This window comes from Microcoleus sp. PH2017_05_CCC_O_A (assembly GCF_020738785.1).
Lineage (GTDB): Bacteria > Cyanobacteriota > Cyanobacteriia > Cyanobacteriales > Microcoleaceae > Microcoleus.
Window position 1 is genome coordinate 45,708 of sequence record NZ_JAEQCB010000008.1, and the last position, 20,388, is coordinate 66,095.

Sequence of the window (20,388 nt, forward strand, 5' to 3'; positions counted from 1 at the left end):
TTAAACTTAGATCCCCCCTTAGCTTGCCCCCTACTCCCCCTTAAGAAGGGGGGGACAAGAAGTTACTCAAAGTCCCCCTTCTTAAGGGGGATTTAGGGGGATCTAGACTTGGCATAAAACCCATATTTCTCAAGGGTTTCAGCCTTAAGTTGACACGCCTTGGGCGAAGCGTAGCGGAGGGAGTGCAGTGTCCCTACCGTAGCATCTGTATTTTTTTTACTAAGCGTGAAAATCACCATCAGTTAAAGAATTTAAAATTTAAAACTGAAAATTTAAGAGTTTCCCGCTGCCTTCTGTCTTTAACAGGCCCTGCTACAATCCACTTAATCTCCTTTTAACTTTTGCCATAGACTTCCATGAGTGAAACCGTCCTAGAAGTTCGCAACCTGCGGGTTGAATTTCAATCTGCGGACGCAGACAATGCGTCCGCAACAGTCAAAGCTGTTGACGGCATTTCCTTTGAGGTGAAGCGAGGGCAAACTCTGGGAATTGTCGGAGAGTCGGGTTCGGGAAAATCGGTAACATCCCTCGCTGTTATGGGTTTGCTGTCAAGTTCGTTAACGAAAATCCAGGGCGAAATATGGTTTTCTCCGACAGCAGATGGCGTTACCAAGCAGCCTGTGAATCTGCTGGAAATGCCGGATAGGGAAAAACAAACCTACCGGGGAAGCCAGATTGCGACGATTTTTCAAGAGCCGATGAGTTCGCTAAATCCCGTTTTTACGATCGGCTTTCAACTCACAGAAGCCATTTGTCTCCACCAAAAGATATCCCAGACAGCAGCGCGGCGCAAAGCTGCTTCGCTATTGCAAGAGGTGAAGCTGCTACCGGGGGACGAGGAACTGCGGCAGCGCTGTTTGGCTTTGCGGCAAGAAGCAGGTGCCCAGGACGATCGCGATTTCATGCCACAAGTCAACGGCCAAAAACAAGCTATGCTCGATCGCTATCCCCACGAACTCTCCGGCGGTCAAATCCAGCGCGTGATGATTGCGATGGCCATTTCTTGCAATCCCACTTTATTAATTGCTGACGAACCGACAACGGCCTTAGACGTAACCGTGCAAGCAACAATCTTAGCTTTGCTGCGCGAGTTGCGGGACTCTAGAGGCATGGCAATGATTTTTATTACCCACGATTTAGGCGTCATTGCTGAAATTGCCGATACGGTGGCGGTGATGTACCGAGGTAAAATTGTTGAATGCGGTGCGATCGAGCAAATTTTCAGCAATCCCCAACATCCTTACACAAAAGGTCTCTTAGCTTGCCGCCCAACTCTCGAACGCCAAATGCGCCGCTTACCGACAGTTTCCGATTTTATGGAAGTCACCACAAATGCTAGCGGCGAATTGGTAATTGTCGAGAAAAATGTCGATTTAGACGGCGACAGCAGCGGCGGACTTTCCACTTTTCCCACCGGAAAACCCCCTCGGCTGCCGAATATTTCCGAGCCTTTGCTAGCTGTTAATAACTTGCGAGTCGGTTTTCCGGTGCAAGGAATGTTTGGCGAAACTAAACGCTTGTTTATGGCGGTAAACGATATTTCTTTTGAGGTTTACCCGGGCGAAACTTTGGGTTTAGTCGGCGAATCTGGCTGCGGTAAATCAACTTTAGCGAGAGCATTGCTGCAATTAATTCCGATATCCAGCGGCAAAGTGTTTTTTGAAGGTCAAGAAATTACCCCTCCTACCAAAAGTAGTTCCCGAGGGCAGTGGATGGCTAATTATCGGCTCAAAAAAGAGTACGATCGCCAATTGCGCCGGCTGCGGCGCGATTTGCAAATTATCTTTCAAGACCCTTATAGTTCTCTCGATCCGCGCCTGAGTGTTGGGGAAGCGGTGATGGAACCGATGGTGATTCACAGCTTTGGCAAAAACCCGAAAGAAAAGCGCGATCGCGCCGCTTATTTGTTGGATAGAGTGGGTTTAAATCCCGATTTTATGCGGCGCTACCCCCACGAATTTTCCGGGGGACAGCGGCAGCGAATTTGTATTGCTAGAGCTTTGGCTTTGAATCCTAAGTTTATTATTTGCGATGAATCGGTTTCTGCATTGGATGTATCGGTGCAGGCGCAAGTTTTAAATTTGCTCAAGGAGTTGCAAACAGAGTTTGGACTGACTTATATTTTTATTTCTCACGATTTGAGCGTGGTCAAGTTTATGAGCGATCGCGCGATCGTCATGAACAAAGGTAAAATCGAGGAAATTGGCACAGCCGAGCGCATTTACCGCCAACCGCAGCAAGCTTACACGCGGCAACTGATAGCTGCTATTCCGGCGGGGAATTTGGAGCGCATTCGGCAACAGCAATTAGGTCGCCAATCTGCTTTGTCTGCTGCGAATGCGCCCCTATCGCCTGGGGATGAATCGCAATAAATGTGATATTATCTAGCTAGCTAAATTAACCCCGGGCCTTTGGCAGCATCGGACTAAATTCCTCATCAAACCAATTTGATTGTGGTGGTTTGATGGGATACAATTCTAACCAAATCCCAGAATTAAGCCTACACATGGATTGTACCAAGGTTTGTAGTGCGGACTTCAGTCCGCTTTATACTGCGGACTGAAGTCCGCACTACAAACCGTTTTTGTGATGGTAATCAACCGGACACGATATTAATACCAGATTGATAATTGTAGCAAGAGTTTTGTGAACTTGTATTAATACAGTTAAAAAAATCAAAATCCAAATTAAACACTTAACACTGGATTCTGCCTTCGGTATGGAGAATGTCCGGTTATAGCAATTTGCAACACTCGCGAAGTACAACGGATCCATTCCCAATTCCCAATTACCCGGGAACATAGGAGTTTAACTAACAACTCCTACCAACATCTTTTTATTTTTTTTTCATAAATCAACAGTCGATCTTCATTTTAACTTCACAATTAATAGGTAGTATGAAATTTGGTTGAATTTGACGGAGAGTCCGGGTTTTTCAACCAGCAGTCAGAGAGTTCCCCGCAGTATTTTAGTACATCAAACCGGGTCATAACTTACGCAAAAAGTGGTTTGACACGATACTCTTACGCGGTAATGTGCTTCAGGCGCACTCTAGATAATTAAATTTTGCGTGCTGGACTAGCTAGATTAGGCCAAATGTCCAATGACCAACAGCAATATCTAGTCCATTATTAAAGATAAACCCTTTATGCCCTTACAAAAAATGATAAAAGCCGCACCGCAGCTAAAAAAATATTACTCGCTAATTCCGTAAATACACTTAATTTTATGGTTGTGTTGCATAAAATAAGGAAAAAATGCCAATGCTTGATTTCGCCAGCTAGAAAAAATTTACCCGAAAGAATTGGTTGAAAGCCCCAAGCCTGCTCGGGAGAAATTAAAATCAGACTATTCATTACTCCAATCCTCGGACTTAAGGGTAGAGGTAGCTCTCAAATAGTCAACTGTCAACTGTCAACTGTCAACTGTCAACTGTTGAAAGTATTTTAACATCTTTAGAGTTGTTTTTAAGTCTTAACTCATCAAAAATTAAACTTATTCAAAAAAATGAAAGATCTAGTTCATATAGAAGAATCACAAAACACTAAATTGTTTAAATTCCTGCAACTATTATTGATAAAATTAACGGCAGCAGTCACCAGCAGACAGAAGGCAGAATGCAGTATGCAGTATGAACAAACAATCAGCCTTGCGACGATCGCCTCAGGCAGTGTATTCTCAGTTGCGAGTGTGGTACTGCTTGTATTAAACGGGTTGCTGGTAACAGGCGGAGGCGATGGTTTGTGCAAGAGCCAACTCGCCCTGGGATGTTTGGCTGTAGCCAATATTGTCATGTTGGTGGTGTCCGCGCGATCGCACGCCTCTGCTGTCTGGGCCTATAACGATCGCCAATCCAGCAAGTTCAACCAGGGCGATCGATTTTTTAGCCTGTCGCCAGATATGCTCTGCGTAGTTGCTTTTGACGGTTATATTAAGCACATCAACCCAGCAGCCGAAAAAATCCTCGGCTATTCCCCAGCCGAAATGGTGGGCAAACTCTTCATTGAATTCGTCCATCCAGGCGATCGCGAAACTACTCTAAAACAAGCTGAAAGGATTGCTGCGGGGAATAATATCGTTGGGTTTGAAAACCGCTGGCTGTGTCGCGAGGGGTCTTACAAGTGGATAGCCTGGACTGCTAGCCCTTTCTGCGAAGAAGAATTGATCTATGCTGTCGCCCGCGACGTTACCGATCGCAAACTCGCCCAAGAGTCGCTCCAGCACAGCAATTCAATCTTGCGTTCCGTGATTGAAAGCACGCCGGATGTCATTTTTGTCAAGGATATTCAAGGCCGCTACGCGATCGGAAATTCTGCCCTAGCTAATTTTTTTGAAAAACCTATTGAGGCAATTATAGGCAAAGACGATACAGAATTATTTCCCGCTGAAATAGCCAAAAGAATGATAGATTCAGACATCGAAATTCTAGCATCAAGAATACATTTCAATCAGGAAGAAAATCTCCATATAAATGGACAAATGCAAACATTTCTGACAGCAAAATGCCCTTGGTACGACTCGGAAGGAAATGCGATCGGCATCATTGGTATATCACGCGACATCAGCGATCGGAAAGCAATAGAAGCAGCACTACAAGAAAGTAACATCCTCTTTGAAAACGTCATCGAAAGTACAGGCGACAGCATTTTTGTCAAAGATATTCAGGGCCGCTACCTATTGGTCAATTCTACGGTTGCGGGCATGATTGGCAAGCCAAAATCAGAAATTTTTGGCAAAAATGATGCCGAATTATTTCCGCTGGAGATTGCGAATATGCTGGCGGAAAATGACCGCCGGATCTGGCAATCTGGGATTGAGGAAAGCATCGAAGAATTAGTAAAAGATAGTGAGGGCAACATCCTGACATTTCTTTCTACCAAAAGCCCTTTGCGCGATCGCTCTGGAAACATCACGGGCGTGGTGGGAGTTGCTCGCGATATTAGCGATCGCAAACAGGTAGAAGCCGCCCTGCGGCGCAGCGAAGAGCGGTTGCAGCTAGCTCTTTGGGGTTCCGACAGCGGAATGTGGGATTGGAATATAGTTACTGACGAAATGTATTGCAACCACGAGTACAGTGCTTTGTTGGGCTACGAACCAGACGAACTACAAGCAAATGCGATCGGTTTGTCACAGCTAGTTTATCCCGACGATTTACTGGTATTGAACCAGAAATTAAATGCCTATTTGGAAAATCCAGAAAATGGCTATGCTGTTGAGCATAGAATGTTAGCTAAATCCGGCGAATTTAAATGGATTTTGGCGCGGGGGAAAGTCGTAGAAAGAGATGAAAATAATGCTCCGGTGAGAATGATTGGCACTATTTCTGATATTGGCGATCGCAAACAAGCCGAAAAAGCTCTCCAAGAAAGCGAGCAAAAATATCGGTGTTTAACTGAAGCCACCTCCCAAATTATTTGGGATACTACCGCCGCAGGCGAAGTTGTCGCCGAACAAACAGGATGGAGTGCATTTACGGGAGCGACTTACGACGAAATTAAAGGATGGGGGTGGCTCAATAACATCCATCCCGACGACAGAGAATATACTGCCAGGATGTGGTCTGAGGCACTTGCCGATCGCACCTTATTCGCAATAGAACACCGCTTGCTGCGGCACGACGGCGAGTACAGGTATATGACCGTGCGCGGTATACCCGTATTGAATGCAGATGGCAGCGTTCGCGAGTGGGTTGGCATCCACTCCGACATTACCCCAGCCCGCCGCGCCGAGGCAGAAATGTGGCAGCAAAAAGAATTTCTGAGCAGCATCTACGACAGTGTGAACTACAGTATTTTCGTACTAGATGTCGGCGCAGACGAAGAATTTCGCTACGCCGGCTGGAATCGAGCAGCAGAGTTACTCAGTAACATCAGCAAGGAGGAAGGATGCGGCAAAACTCCAGAAGAACTTTTCCCAGCATCTACGGCAGCGTTTTTCCGGCAGAAATTAAGAGAATGCCTGCTAAAAAATAGCTCTCTTTCTTACGAAGAATCTGTTAGTCTTGAGACTCAAGAAGTCTGCTTTATCACAACTCTGACTCCGCTGCGAGACGAATTTGGGAAAATTTGTCGCATTGTGGGAAGTGCTACCGACATTACAAAACGCAAACAAGCCGAAGCACAATTGCGCGAACAAGAAGAATTTTTAAACAGCATCTATAACGGATCGAATCAAGTTATTTTCGTGGTAGATGTCGCCGCCGGAGAGTTCCGCTATGCAGGCTGGAATGCAGCTACAGAAGCATCTACAGGCATTTTGAGTGCTGATGTCAAAGGCAAAACTCCCGAAGAAGTGTTTCCCCCAGCAGTAGCAGCAAATTTTCGGCAAAGATACCTCGATTGTTTGGCCGCAGACAGCTCGATTTCTTACGAAAATAGCGCCGAATTGGCAGGTGTAGAAAATTGGTTTATCGTAACTCTGACGCCCCTGCACGATACCTCTGGCAGCATCTACCGAATTATTGGTAATTCCACCGACATTACGGCTCGAAAACTTGCAGAAGCAGCGCTGCAAGCTAGTCAGCACTTTGTTGAGCGCATTGCCAATACCAGTCCGAATATTCTCTATGTTTACGACGAAATCGAGCAGCGAAATGTGTATGCCAACCGCGAAATCACCGACCTCCTGGGCTATACAGTGGCAGAAGTTCAAGAAATGGGCAGCAATCTGTTGCCGACAATTATCCACCCTGAAGATTTAGCTAAATTTCCCAGATATATCCAGCAAATAGAAAATGCTCCCGACGGCGAGGTGGTTGAGTACGAATATCGGGTACTCGACAGACAAAATAGTTGGCGCTGGTTAGTCAGTCGCGATATTGTATTTAGCAGAACAGAGTCGGGCAAAATCCAGCAGCGTCTCGGTGTTGCTGCCGACGTTACAGATCGCAAATTCGCAGAACAAGCTTTAGCAGAACAATTGAAACTTTCTTCATTCACAGCAGATGTGGGAATTGCTCTGACTGAAAACCGCACTTTACCTGCAACTTTGCAAAAATGTACCGATGCAGTTGTGCGCCATCTGGATGCTGCGTTTGCTCGGATTTGGACGCTCAATGAAGAGGGAAATGTCTTGGAATTGCAAGCAAGTGCGGGGATTTATACTCACATTGACGGCGCTCACAGCCGCATTGCGGTCGGCGAGTTCAAGATTGGTTTAATCGCCCGAGAGCGACAACCTCACCTCACTAATTCTGTGCAAGAAGATGCCCGAGTCAGCGACAAAGAATGGGCGAAACGAGAAGGAATGGTGGCTTTTGCTGGATATCCGTTGATTGTTGACAATCAGTTGGTGGGAGTAATCGCCATGTTTGCTCGCCAGGAGTTGACGGAATCTACACTGATTTCTTTTGCGTCAATTGCCGATTCGATCGCCCTGGGAATCAAGCGCAAACAAACAGAACTTGCTCTCGCCGCCCAAAAGCAAACTTTGAGGGGAATTATTGACAATGCTCCCATCTGGGTGTGGATGGCAAATGCTAGCGGGCGGATGTTATTAGCCAACAAAACTTTCTGCGAAGATGTAGCTATTCCCGAAGAGAAGTTCTTAGCAGCCTCTCACTATTCCGAAGTTTTTGGATTAGAAGCATCTGCTAACTGCATGGTATCAGATGCACAAGCCTGGAGCCAAGATCCTCCCTGTTATTCTGAAGAATTGCTCCAGTTGGTTGACGGTGAATACCACCAGTTGGAGATAATTAAAACTCAGGTCAAAGATGATTGCGGTAATGCGATCGGCTTAATCGGTTTGGGTTTGGACGTAACGAAACAAAAAGAAGCTCAAAGACAGTTGCAAGAGTCGGAAGCGAGATTCCGCAAATTAGCAGAGCAGGAAGCGCTGCTTAACCAACTAGCTAGCAATATTCGTGCCTCTCTGGATTTAGATACTATTTTGGCCACAACTGTGCAACAGATTCGCGAGTTGCTGCAACTCGAACGCTGTCTATTTATTTGGTATATGCCTAACGAAGAACCAGCAGTATGGAATGTGGAATACGAGGCAAAAAATGCTAATTTACCTTCATTATTGGGTGTATTTCCGGCTAACTTGACTGGTTCTAAAGCCGAGCGAATTGCCAATATTGAAATAATTCGGGTGGATGATTTTAAAAATGTTACCGATCCAGTAGAGCGGAATTTTTTCATGTGTATAGGATTACAGTCTATGCTGGACATTCCCATTCAGACATCTTCAGGTAAAATAGGGGTAATTTGCTGTAGCGCTTCTAGCAGCATCCGGTGTTGGAGCGATGAGGAAGTGGAACTGTTAGTGGCTGTGGGCAATCAATTGGCGATCGCCATTAATCAAGCCGAACTTTACGAAACATCTCGCCTCGTCGCCGCCGAAGCTTCATCAGCAGCCATGAAGCAAAAATTGCTCAACCAGTTAGGCAGTCAAATCCGCGCTTCTCTCGATTTAGATACTATATTAGCAACAACTGTGCACCAAATTCGCGACTTGCTGCAACTCGATCGCTGCTTGTTTATTTGGTATGTCTCGGATGTCGAGATACCCGCTTGGGATGTCGTCCACGAAGCTAAAAATGATGACTTGGTCTCGCTTGTGGGTTATTATCCTGCTAACCTAACGGGGACTCTGGTACAAAAAATAGCCAAATCGGAAATCTGCCAGATAGATGATGTTTCAATTTGGAGCGATCCCGTAGAAAGAGAGTTCTTTTTGCAGCTGGGTTACAAATCTATGTTGGATTTGCCAGTCAATAGTGCAGGGGGTTTAATTGGTGTTGTAGACTGCGTGGCTTGCCGCGAGACGCGCAGGTGGACACAAGACGAAGTGGATTTGCTATCGGCAATTGGCGATCAATTGTCGATCGCCATCAGCCAATCCGAACTCTACACCCAAAGCGTCGATTCAGCCCGAATGGCGCGAGAACAAACTGCCCAACTAGAAGCAACTCTGTGCGAACTTAAGCTTGCTCAAACCCAGCTCGTGCAAGCAGAAAAAATGTCGAGTCTCGGTCAGATGGTAGCAGGAATTGCCCACGAAATCAATAACCCAGTCAGCTTTATTTTTGGCAATCTTACCTACACAGAAGAATACACCACAAACCTGATGAAACTGCTGCAAATGTATCGAGATGAATACCCGGAACCGACCGCAGCTATTCAGGAGGAAGTAGAGGCATTAGAGCTAGATTTCTTGTTAGACGACTTGCCAAAAATGCTGTCTTCGATGCAGGTGGGAGCAACTCGCATCCGAGATATCGTGCGGAGTTTGCGAAATTTCTCTCGCCTTGATGAATCTGAAATGAAAAAAGTTAACATTCACGAAGGCATCGACAGCACGTTGATGATTTTAGAACACCGTCTGAAAGTTCAGCCCGTTAGCGCAGCGGGTACGGAGTACCATCGCCCAGCAATTCAAGTCGTTAAAGAATACGGACAATTGCCGCTGGTAGAGTGTTACGCCGGACAATTGAATCAGGTGTTTATGAATATTATAGCGAATGCAATTGACGCTTTACAAGAACCGCTTCCAAATTCAGCAATTATCCGCATTTCTACAGAGGTAGAAGGTAATTTTGCTGCGATTAGAATTGCTGATAACGGTGCAGGTATCACCGATCAAGTCAAGCAGCGGATATTTGATCCGTTCTATACTACAAAACCGATCGGTTCGGGGACGGGAATGGGTTTGGCGATTTCTCATTCTATTATTGTCGAAAAACACAAAGGTGAAATCAAGTGTTTCTCTGTGGTGGGGAAAGGCACTGAATTTACGATCAAGATTCCGATTCAAAGAAGAGAAAATTAAATAGGTTCTATAGGGTTAACTCTTAGGTACGTAGTTGCGCTTCAGCGCTCTTTCGGGTGCATCTGGCGCAAGGCGAATATATCCGTATGGGCTATAGCATGACCTCGGTGAATATGAGATGATAACTAATAACTTATATGCGGTCATGCTTCGCCCTCTTCCTTGCGCCAGATGCACCCGCTCTTTCATATGTATAAAAGCGCTGAAGCGCAACAACGTACCTTTATACAGTTGCGTAAATTCAGTTAATATGATATGAACAATCTAAAATCTGAAATCTGAAATCTGAAATGACATTACCTCCAGGCAATTTGGGTTTACCGCTAATTGGCGATACCCTCAACTTTTTACAAGATGCTCAATTCGCCAAAAAACGCCACCAACAGTACGGGCCAATTTTCAAAACCAGCATCTTCGGACAGCCTACCGTGTTTGTGTCCGGCTCAGAGGCGAATTTGTTTGTTTTAAGCCATGAAAATCAATATTTTGTTATGAGTTGGCCTCCGAGCATGAAAGCGCTTTTAGGGCCGCTTTCCTTGGCGCTGCAAACGGGTTCGGAACATCAAAATCGGCGCAAGCTGCTGTACCAAGCGTTTCAACCGCGAGCTCTGGCGGGCTACATCGGCGGGATGGAAGATATCACTGGGCGCTACTTGGAAAGATGGACGCAGATGAGCGAGTTTGCGTGGTATCCCGAACTGAGAAATTATACTTTTGATGTTGCTAGTAAGTTGTTAGTTGGGATTGATGCTGGTTCGGAGACGGCGCTGGGACATTATTTTGAAACTTGGTGCGAGGGTTTATTTTCGATTGCTTTAGATGTGCCGTGGACTAAGTTTGGAAAGGCGAAAAAGTGCCGAAAGTTACTGTTATCAGAACTTGAAAAGATTATTCGCGATCGCCAACAAGATATGGGAGAAGGGAATGATGCTTTGAGTTTGCTGATTTCGGCTCGCGACGATGACGGAAACAATTTGAGTTTGGAGGAGTTGAAAGATCAAGTGCTGCTGCTGTTGTTTGCGGGACACGAGACTTTGACTTCGGCGATCGCCTCTTTTTGCCTTCTCCTAGCTCAAAACCCCGATGTGATGGCAAAAGTTCGCGCGGAACAACAGCAGTTTTCGGCAACTGAACCGCTAGACTTGGAACAGCTCAAACAAATGACTTATTTGGAGCAGGTGATGCGAGAAGTGCTGCGGTTGGTTCCGCCGGTGGCAGGCGGTTTTCGTCAGGTAATTCAGGCTTGCGAGTTCGGCGGCTACGAAATTCCCCAGGGTTGGAGCGTGCTTTACGAAATCAATCAGACCCATCAGGATAGCTCAGTTTATCCCGAACCCGATCGCTTTGACCCCGATCGATTTAGTTTGGAGCGATCGACAAATGCTAAACCTTTCAGTTACGTGCCCTTCGGCGGCGGTTTGCGGGAATGTTTGGGGAAAGAATTCGCGCGGTTAGAGATGAAACTGTTTGCGGCGAGGATGGTTCGAGAGTGCGAATGGGATTTGTTACCGGATCAAGATTTGAATTTAATCCGAGTACCGACTCCACACCCGCGTAAGGAACCCCACGCTTAAAAGCGGGGGCTTTTGGAAAGTCCGGCTCGTTTCGAGCGGTTCGAGAAGAAAGCCCGAACCTTACCAGAGACAGGATTAGACCTACGTTTTTAGAGTCATGATACCGGAAAATCCGTCGCTAGTTTTCCGCTCTATCGCTAAAAGTTAAACAGGCTTAACGGGGTTAAACCAGTGCTTTTGGCATAACAAGCTCATAAAACATTCTCGAAGCGAACTTTACCCAGCAATGGAGGACTTTATGTCTAATTTTGTTTTTGTACTTGATAGTCACAAGCAACCGCTCAATCCAATCCGCCCAGGAATGGCTCGTAAATTGCTAACCACTGGCAAAGCTGCTGTTTTCAAAAGATATCCATTCACGATAATACTCAAGGTAGAGATAACAGCACCCCAGGAACCAATCACTCTTAAATTAGACCCTGGCTCCAAAACCACGGGAATTGCATTAGTCCAAGGAAAAAATGTAATCTTTGGTGCAGAACTAACTCACCGAGGTCAATCAATTAAAGCCAGTTTGGAGTCTCGCCGTTCACTGCGTAGAGGCAGGAGAAGTCGCCATACTCGTTATCGAAAAGCAAGATTTCTAAATAGAACTCGTTCTAAAGGATGGCTGGCTCCAAGCCTACAACATCGTGTTGAAACAACCCTGACATGGGTAACTAGATTAATGAAGGTCGCCCCCATTAGTTTCATTGTTCAAGAACTTGTGCGATTCGACTTACAACAACTAGAAAATCCAGAGATTAGTGGATTAGAATACCAGCAAGGCATTTTATGTGGTTACGAAATCCGCGAATATTTGCTGAATAAATGGGACAGAAAATGCGCGTATTGTGGAGTTGCTGATACACCATTACAAATCGAGCATATTCATCCCAAAGCAAAAGGCGGTTCTGATCGTATTTCTAATCTTTGCCTTGCTTGCGAGAATTGTAATACTCGGAAGGGAACTCAAGACATTGAGCAATTCCTCTCCAAGAAGCCAGATGTTTTGAAGAAGATTCTATCTCAAGCAAAACGTCCTTTAAAAGACGCAACAGTAGTTAATTCAACTCGCTGGGCGTTATTTAACCGACTCCGCATGACTGGCTTACCAGTTTCTACTGGCAGTGGTGGCTTGACAAAATTCAATCGCACTCGTTTGCAGCTACCTAAATCCCACTGGTTAGATGCTGCTTGTGTAGGCAAAGTCGAAGAATTGAAAGTGCTAACTTTTCAACCGCTGCTAATCAAGGCAACAGGACACGGTACGCGACAGATGTGCGGCACAAATAAGTTTGGCTTCCCAATTCGTCACAAGTCGAGAAAGCAAATTCATTTCGGTTTTCAAACTGGCGATATTATCAACGCGACAGTCACCGCAGGCAAAAAAGTCGGATCTTATGTAGGACGAATCCTTTGCCGTGCATCCGGTTCGTTCGATATCGCCACAATGAAGGGAAGAGTAGCAGGAATTAGTCACAAATATTGCCAATCTATTCACAAAAAAGATGGCTATTCCTATGGAGTTTAATTCAAGGCGACTGAAGTCGCAGCCGCTTTCCTCCCCATGTCTAAAGCCAGGGGCTTCTCGCTCGTTTTTTGGTGACGGTTTGCGAGTGAAGTTGCGGCGAAAAATTGCAGGTTCGTAGTGAGGACTTCAGTCCGCATTCAGGCTCGTAGTGAGGACTTCAGTCCGCATTCAGGCTCGTAGTGAGGACTTTAGTCCGCATTCAGGTTCGTAGTGAGGGGAGCATCTCAGTTTTGCATTTATAGTGCGAGCGTCCCCGCTCGCGTATGCTACAAATCGCGAGCGGGGACGCTCGCACTATAATAAAAAAAATGCTTTTTGCAAAATTGAGATGCTCCCAAGCGTGAGGACTTTAGTCCGCATCTATCCGAGGACTAAAGTCATCACGCTCCGGTGCATTTGGTTTTTGAAGAGGGCGAAGCATGACCGCAGATAAGTTATTAGTTATAATCTCATATTGACCGCGGTCATGCTTCGCCCCTACAAATATATTTGACAAACCCAGATGCACCTGCGATCGCCTACAATATTACAACTCCATCGGCCCCAAATACTTAGTCAAATAAGGCGAAAACACCTCATAAATCAGCGTCAGCGGCTTCCCGTGATGCCAAAACAAATAGTGTCGCCCCCAAAAAGGCCCCGACTCTTGAAAAGCAGCCTCCAAAGCCACCGACTCACCGCAATAAATACCTTGCACATCGCGATACAATTCTGTCCGCAGGCGCGCTAAACTTGCCCAAATTGGCAAAGATTTATTTTCCAAATATTCATCTACGTGACTCGCTTCCCACCAAGAAGTCGCGTAGGCGAGGCGCTGTCCCGAAGCAGTCCGCAGCCACACTTGGCGGCGCAGGCGCGGCCCGGGAACCGCGACAATTTGTGGCGGCGCGCCGTCTGCATCCTCACCCACTAAGGACATATCGATCACATCTACTTCTGTGGGTTCCCCTGTCAGCAGTTGCAGGTGACGGGTGGGGGAACCGTCGCCGAGGAGCAGTATTTGCCATGCCGGTGCTAGCTTGGTGTGGGGTAAACCCTTCTGTACTGCGTCTTCTGCTCCTTCCCACAGGGGGTTGAGAGCGTGCCAGGTTTGGCTGTTTTTTGGTGTAAATGTTGCAGTCAAGGGTCTTTACAAAACTTAATTTTTTGTTTATTATAACGCTTCTGCAATCTACAGTTTAAATCTGTTTAGAAACGGGTTCTCCGGCCCGTTCCACAATAAAATTGAGTTTTTGTGGAACAGGCATCTTGCCTGTTTTGAGAATGTTACGGGCTCTCCGGTCCGTTCCACAATAAAATTGAGTTTTTGTGGAACAGGCATCTTGCCTGTTTTTGAGAATGTTACAACATCTCAGTTAAATCCATTACCCAATCCGTTGCCGAACTTCTTTGCCCTATATGTTACGAATAACCGAAATAAAACTTCCCCTCGATCATCCTGAAGATGCGATCGCCAGCGCCCTTCTCAAAAAGCTGCAAATTCCCCCCGCAGAATTGCTCAGCTATACCATCTTCAAACGCAGCTACGACGCTCGCAAAAAAGCCGAAATTGTTCTTGTCTATATTGTGGATGTCGAGACAACACAGGAAAACGAACTTCTGCAACGCTTCAAAAAAGACCCTCATGTCATGGTGACGCCAGACACGAGTTATCGCTATGTAGCCCAAGCCCCCAGCAATTTGACGACAGTTCGGCCCATTGTGATCGGTACGGGGCCGTGCGGTATGTTTGCAGGGCTGATGCTGGCACAAATGGGGTTTCGCCCGATCCTTTTGGAACGTGGCAAAGCTGTGCGCGATCGCACGGCTGACACCTTTGGATTTTGGAAGAAAAAAATAGAATTCAACCCAGAATCTAACGCCCAGTTTGGGGAAGGCGGTGCGGGAACTTTTTCGGATGGCAAGCTCTACAGCCAAGTTAAAGACCCTCAGCATTACGGGCGCAAGGTGCTGACAGAACTTGTGAATGCGGGTGCTTCACCGGAAATTTTATATATTAATAAGCCGCATATTGGTACGTTTAAATTGGTGGGAATTGTCCAAAGTATTCGCGCCCAAATTGAATCCTTAGGCGGTGAGATTCGGTTTCAAACTCGTGTCGAAGATATTCATATCGAAAATGGCAAAGTGCAGGGAATTACTACAGCCAGCGGAGAATATATTGCTAGTAATTATGTAGTTCTGGCGGTGGGACACAGCGCCCGCGATACTTTTGAGATGTTATTCTCGCGCGGTGTTTACATTGAGGCTAAGCCTTTTTCGATTGGTTTTCGGGTGGAACATCCCCAAAGTGCGATCGATCGCTGTCGTTTTGGCGATCGGGCGGGCCACAAGCTTTTAGGTGCCGCCGATTACAAACTGGTTCACCACTGTGCAAATGGTCGTTCTGTCTACAGTTTCTGTATGTGTCCCGGCGGTTTGGTAGTGGCGGCGGCGTCGGAACCGGGGCGACTTGTGACGAATGGGATGAGTCAATATTCTCGCAACGAACGCAATGCTAACAGCGGGATTGTGGTGGGTATCACGCCGGAAGATTATCCGGGTCATCCGTTGGCGGGAATTGAGTTTCAGCGTCGCCTAGAAGAACGGGCATTTGAGTTAGGAGGTGGCACTTACAACGCCCCTGGGCAGCTTGTGGGAGATTTTTTGGCGAATCGCCCTTCGATCGCCCTAGGCGCTGTGCAGCCTTCTTATACGCCCGGAGTTGTGATGACTGATTTGAGCGCAAGTTTGCCGGATTTTGCGATCGCAGCCATCCGCGAAGCACTTCCGGCTTTTGACAAACAAATTAAAGGATTTGCGATGGATGATGCGGTTTTGACTGGAGTGGAAACGCGCACTTCTTCACCAATTCGGATCAAGCGCAAAGACGATTATCAGAGTTTGAATACTGAAGGGCTTTATCCTGCGGGGGAAGGTGCGGGATATGCGGGTGGAATTCTGTCGGCGGGGATTGATGGGATTAAGGTGGCGGAGGCGGTTGCTTTGAGTATTTTACAATCTTTAAAGCACAAAGTTTGAGGTAGGATTAACTAAGATTTTGCACAATGTCAATTAGCCTTTTATGAACAGGCAAGATGCCTGTTCCACAAAGATTAAATTTCTTGTGGAACAGGCATCTTCCCTGTTGCTGTTGATGTAACATCTCAGATCAACCAACTGCAAATTCGGTGTATTGTCGGACATGAGGTGCATGATAGGCTAGCACAATTTCCTGGGATGGGACGCCTCGTGCTATTAATTGATTGGCGATCGCCTCTTCAGTTCCGTCATGCTGTACCCAAATTTTCCCATCTTTAATGTCTACATGAATTATGCAGCCATAAATTCGAGTGTTACTATCTTTCCAACCCACATGAACCAGTTGATAGCGATCGCTGACTAAATCGAAAATTGTCTCGCTGGAAACTGGATCGTGAGGCGATCGCCTCTGAGATCGTTCAGTTAGCAATTCCTGAATATATTGACGATACAAACTTACTTTATCCATTCAGAAATCTCCTGTTTTTCGGTGTCGTAAACTAAAAGTGGAATTTGATTGCGTTCAATTACCGTTTGAATAAATGAGTATTTGAAAAATTTTCTGTGAATACCTAATGGAATTGCCAGGTAAAGAGTTCTCTCTGGATCGTCAAATTCTAATGCAATCCGATAGTTGATAAATTGTCCCACTGCGGTATGAAACTCTGAAATCGTCGATGGTGCCAAAAACGTTTTGATTTCAATCGCAATTTTTTCATTATCCTTTGTAGCTGCTAATAACTGTTCTGCACCCAGATCGATATAAAAATCAACAAATCCGAGATCGATATGATAAGGGTCATCGGTAATTGTCCAACCCTGATTTTCGAGGGCAGTTTTGACGAGTTCGTGAAACTTATCTTTAGCTGGCATATTTAAACAGTAGCTAATTGCGATCGAATTTGAGTATCCGTATATTCCGGTGTCCAACCGACCGTGGTGGTAAAATAGCGCACAGCTTTAACTTTCCGGGCTGCTGTCAAATAAAACCAGTGTTCCGTATTCGCTGGTACGTTGATAAATTCTTCGGGCTGTACAGTCACTTCTACTTGACTACCGTCGGGACGCACAAAACCGAAAATTCCTTCTCCTGCTACAATGTAGCGGACTTCATCGTCAGCGTGAATGTGACACTTGTCGAATTTGGAGAGCAGAGTGTCGAGGCTTGGAATGTCTGGGTGTAGTACAATTAAGTCGCGGGATTGATAGCCTGCGCTTTCCTTGAGTTGCTGAAAGTAGCCGTCGAGGGCTTGTAGCACTTGCTCTTTTTGATTGTCGTCGATCGCATCGAGAGCCAGCAATTCCCGAATTTCTGGGTTGTCACCCACCGGCCAACTATTGAGTTGAATGTTCAAAGGAGCAAGTTCGCGGGTAATATCGCTCAGTTGAGTATAGGTTCTACCGTTTTCGAGTCGCAGGATAGCCATTTTTGCACGTTCCTATTTTTGATTAACAGACACAGCGAAAGACGCTTGTCGATCGCGCCTGTAGCAGAAAAACCATTTTAACTTAATTTGAATAGGCTCTCCGGCCTGTTCCACAAGAGTTCAATATTTGTCACAATAGGATGGATAAGTCAGCCGCCAGCTAGCAGTCGCAGCGATCGGCAACACTGAGATATTTTAGATGTAACTTTTGCAACAACTATGCCTACTTATACAGGAATTTCTAGCGAAGCTTTTCAGCATCCCCTCGATCGCCAGGCCGAGGCCGCATTACGCAGCGTACCTGGATTTGACTTAATTGCCAGCAAATTTGTAGAGTTTGTCTACGAACGACCGCAGTTCGTTTACCTAATGGGAAATAGCATACAAGTCGGCCCGCGCCAATATGCCAGCATTTATCATATATTTCGGGAGTGCGTGCAGGATTTAGATATTTTTCCAGAACCGGGTTTGTTTGTGTCTCAGAATCCCGCTGTTAACAGCTATGCCCTCGGGAAAAATCAACCCTATATAGTTTTAAACACAGGTCTTTTAGATTTGCTGGATGAGTCAGAAATCAAAGTAGTCCTGGCTCACGAGTTGGGACACATCAAATGCGGTCATCCAACTTTAAATCAAATGGCGATGTGGGCGATGAGCATCGCATCAACAATTGGCGAGATGACTTTTGGGCTGGGAAACATTGTCGGTAGTGGTTTAATTTTTGCTTTTTATGAGTGGCGGCGGAAGGCTGAATTATCGGCAGATAGAGCAGCTTTGTTGGTGACGGATGATTTGAACAATGTGATGAAGACGATGATGAAACTTGCGGGAGTTAGCAGTAAATATGCAGATCAATGCAGTTTGCAAGAATTTATCCGCCAGTCTGACAACTATCAAGAACTCGATCGCGACAATCTCAACCAAGTGTATAAATTTTTACTTTACAACGGTGGCCAAGGCGTGATGCTGAGTCACCCTTTCCCGGTGGAAAGGCTGCGGTATTTGCGAGATTGGGCGGCTTCCGAGGAATACCGGCAAATTAAGCTGGGTAACTACAAGCGGGCTGTAGCTGAGGGTGCGGTTGATGTGAAGTCCCAAACATCTAACAGCGAGACGGAGGCTTTGCGCCGTCAGATTGAGGAGTTGCAGCGGGAGATCGATCGACAAAAATCTAAGCAAAAATAAGTTGAGGATGTGCCGCAAGTACCTTGCGGCTGTCATTAGCGCCTTCAACCACTGTTTGCGTAAGTCTTTGAAAATTTACCGGATTTGGGGGAGGGAGGAAAGTAAAAGGAAGACAGGCTGCGGATCTCCCATCCCGCTACCTCGGAATTATATTAGAGTGCGATCGTCCCCAAAAGCCATAGCCTGCATTTGCAACTTCCCTCCAATCTACAAACTGTCCTCTTTTTTCTGAAATCTGTTTCTCAGAAGGTGTAGTTTAAATCTAGATAAGCTTATAACTGAATCGGGGCAAGAAAAAAATGATTATTGATAAAGCAATGAATACTCACAAACCAACTTCTAATTTTTTCGGGAATATCGGAAAAATTGCGATCGCCCTCAGCGTGCTAGTCGCCGGAATGGCCTTTACAAATCCTCCGAGAGATAAATACCTAACTTATGCTTCCGGCGTGCTCGAAACCGAGTTTAAAAACACCGTGCGTAATGATTCCCGCGTACCCAAAGCTTTGAGTGGCGTTGCAGAGACTTTCCTGACTTCCCAGCGCGGCTCGATCGAACACTTGCTCGACAATACAACGGAACGTCAGAACTTTGGCGTTGTCAGCATTTACACAACTCAACTAGGTAAAAAAAGCTATCAAACGGTTGGAGCTTTTGGCAATTTCGTTACCCTCCCACCTAGTTCGGCAAATGCTGAAAAGTAATGTCAAATTAAGTTAAATTATAGAAACCGGGCTTGCGATCGAACCCGGTTTTTACTTACTAGAAATAATTGGTTTAAGGCCGGAACCTTTGTAGGGAGAAATTAAAATTAGACTATTAGACCTATTGCAAAAAACAATCTATTCTATAATTAATAGTTAGCATTTTATTATGCTAGTTTTAGCAGCAGGTACGTAGTTGCGCTTCAGCGCTCTTTCCGAGATCCAAAAAGAGCGCTTTCATCGCAACTACGTACCTAAATTTAATAGACATCTTGCCAAAAAGATATCTGCGATCATTAAAGATTTATAGCAATCCTAAATGATTGATGAAGATTGGTAGCGGTAGTGGATGGTGCGTGCCTACCACCTATCTATCGGGGCAACCTGGATCTTTAAGAGCAACTACAAAAAATATCCAAATGATGGGAAGACTACTATATTATAAAAATATTAAGTTTTATTAAACACGAAAAGTTCTCGTCCCACTTACTATTAAAATAAATAAGATAAATTTTTATGTTTGACAAATAAGCAGATGGCTATGCAATTAAGTAAGGGTGAGAGATTTAATCTCTCTCAAGAAGCACCGGATTTAAAAAAAATGGCGATCGCCCTCGGTTGGCAGGTAACGGAGGCAGGACAAAGCTATGACATTGATGTCTCTGCATTTATGCTAGGTTCGGACGGCAAATTACCTGACGATAATTTTTTTATCTTTTACAATAATCTGCAATCCTCTGACGGTTCGGTACTGCAATCGATTCCTGAAAACAACCCAGCTAAAGAAAATAAGACTATTTACGGCATTATCTTAGAAAAAGTTAATCCTGAAATTGTGGAAATAACTTTTGTTGTGACTATTCACGAAGCAGATAAAATCAATGCAAGTTTTAGGAATATCAGAAATAGTTTCATCAAAATTGTCAATTTGGATACCGGAATCGAACTTGTCCGGTATGAATTAACAGAGAGTTTTACACTAGAAACGGCTCTAGAATTTGGTCGTTTGTATAGAAAGAATGGAGAGTGGAGATTTCAGGCGGTAGGAGCAGGATATCAAGCTGGATTAAAGAGTTTTGTTGACAAGTATTGTAGGTGAAATAGCAATAACATTACTGCAAAGCAGCGATGAAAAAATATCGCCGACAGATTCTGATAGCAGCACAAAAACTCGCCGCCGGAGAAGAAGT

The 20,388-nt window shown here is 45.4% G+C and carries 13 protein-coding genes; 8 read left to right on the forward strand and 5 right to left on the reverse strand.

Annotated elements, in window-relative coordinates; translation table 11 throughout:
• Nucleotides 1-356: 356 nt before the first annotated feature.
• Nucleotides 357-2,372, forward strand: coding sequence for an ABC transporter ATP-binding protein (locus JGK20_RS02895; RefSeq protein ID WP_293229317.1), 2,016 nt, complete (start codon nucleotides 357-359; stop codon nucleotides 2,370-2,372).
• A gap of 774 nt (nucleotides 2,373-3,146) precedes the next feature.
• Here the strand turns inward: JGK20_RS02895 and JGK20_RS02900 are convergent.
• On the reverse strand, nucleotides 3,147-3,356 hold the full coding sequence (locus tag JGK20_RS02900) for a hypothetical protein (RefSeq protein ID WP_293182595.1): 210 nt from the start codon (nucleotides 3,354-3,356) through the stop codon (nucleotides 3,147-3,149).
• 151 nt (nucleotides 3,357-3,507) lie between these two features.
• On the opposite strand from JGK20_RS02900, the gene JGK20_RS02905 reads away from it, so the two are divergent.
• The 3 genes from JGK20_RS02905 to iscB all read left to right on the forward strand — a co-directional run bounded on the left by JGK20_RS02905 (nucleotide 3,508) and on the right by iscB (nucleotide 12,861).
• Nucleotides 3,508-9,774, forward strand: coding sequence for a PAS domain S-box protein (locus tag JGK20_RS02905; RefSeq protein WP_293229318.1), 6,267 nt, complete (start codon nucleotides 3,508-3,510; stop codon nucleotides 9,772-9,774).
• Between the two features lie 290 nt (nucleotides 9,775-10,064).
• Nucleotides 10,065-11,348 (forward strand): cytochrome P450, encoded by a 1,284-nt coding sequence (locus tag JGK20_RS02910; RefSeq protein WP_293229319.1) that lies wholly within the window; start codon nucleotides 10,065-10,067, stop codon nucleotides 11,346-11,348.
• Between the two features lie 238 nt (nucleotides 11,349-11,586).
• Nucleotides 11,587-12,861 carry an RNA-guided endonuclease IscB gene (iscB, locus tag JGK20_RS02915; RefSeq protein ID WP_293194027.1) on the forward strand — a complete coding sequence of 425 codons (1,275 nt, stop codon included), beginning with the start codon at nucleotides 11,587-11,589 and terminating at the stop codon, nucleotides 12,859-12,861.
• Between the two features lie 526 nt (nucleotides 12,862-13,387).
• Here iscB and JGK20_RS02920 read toward each other — a convergent pair.
• Nucleotides 13,388-13,984 (reverse strand): chorismate lyase, encoded by a 597-nt coding sequence (locus JGK20_RS02920; RefSeq protein WP_293190420.1) that lies wholly within the window; start codon nucleotides 13,982-13,984, stop codon nucleotides 13,388-13,390.
• Nucleotides 13,985-14,259: 275 nt separating this feature from the next.
• Between JGK20_RS02920 and JGK20_RS02925 the strand changes: the two genes are divergently transcribed.
• On the forward strand, nucleotides 14,260-15,882 hold the full coding sequence (locus tag JGK20_RS02925; protein ID WP_293224259.1) for an NAD(P)/FAD-dependent oxidoreductase: 1,623 nt from the start codon (nucleotides 14,260-14,262) through the stop codon (nucleotides 15,880-15,882).
• 130 nt (nucleotides 15,883-16,012) lie between these two features.
• Here the strand turns inward: JGK20_RS02925 and JGK20_RS02930 are convergent, their stop codons facing one another.
• The 3 genes from JGK20_RS02930 to JGK20_RS02940 are packed head-to-tail and all read right to left on the reverse strand — an operon-like array spanning nucleotide 16,013 to nucleotide 17,309.
• Nucleotides 16,013-16,351 (reverse strand): XisI protein, encoded by a 339-nt coding sequence (locus tag JGK20_RS02930; protein WP_293182604.1) that lies wholly within the window; start codon nucleotides 16,349-16,351, stop codon nucleotides 16,013-16,015.
• Nucleotides 16,339-16,755 (reverse strand): XisH family protein, encoded by a 417-nt coding sequence (locus JGK20_RS02935; protein WP_293182606.1) that lies wholly within the window; start codon nucleotides 16,753-16,755, stop codon nucleotides 16,339-16,341. Before JGK20_RS02935 ends, JGK20_RS02930 begins: the two co-directional genes overlap by 13 nt.
• Before the next feature lie 2 nt (nucleotides 16,756-16,757).
• Nucleotides 16,758-17,309, reverse strand: a complete 552-nt coding sequence (locus JGK20_RS02940) for a cupin domain-containing protein (protein WP_293182608.1) — start codon at nucleotides 17,307-17,309, stop codon at nucleotides 16,758-16,760.
• Between the two features lie 219 nt (nucleotides 17,310-17,528).
• Between JGK20_RS02940 and JGK20_RS02945 the strand changes: the two genes are divergently transcribed.
• From JGK20_RS02945 to JGK20_RS02955, 3 genes are all read left to right on the forward strand, one after another.
• Complete coding sequence (locus JGK20_RS02945) at nucleotides 17,529-18,494, forward strand: M48 family metallopeptidase (RefSeq protein WP_293229320.1); 966 nt, start codon at nucleotides 17,529-17,531, stop codon at nucleotides 18,492-18,494.
• Nucleotides 18,495-18,793: 299 nt separating this feature from the next.
• Complete coding sequence (locus tag JGK20_RS02950) at nucleotides 18,794-19,198, forward strand: DUF4359 domain-containing protein (RefSeq protein WP_293190418.1); 405 nt, start codon at nucleotides 18,794-18,796, stop codon at nucleotides 19,196-19,198.
• A 541-nt stretch (nucleotides 19,199-19,739) separates the two neighbouring features.
• Entirely contained in the window at nucleotides 19,740-20,297 is a 558-nt protein-coding gene (locus JGK20_RS02955) for a TerD family protein (protein ID WP_293182612.1), read from the forward strand.
• Nucleotides 20,298-20,388: the final 91 nt, after the last annotated feature.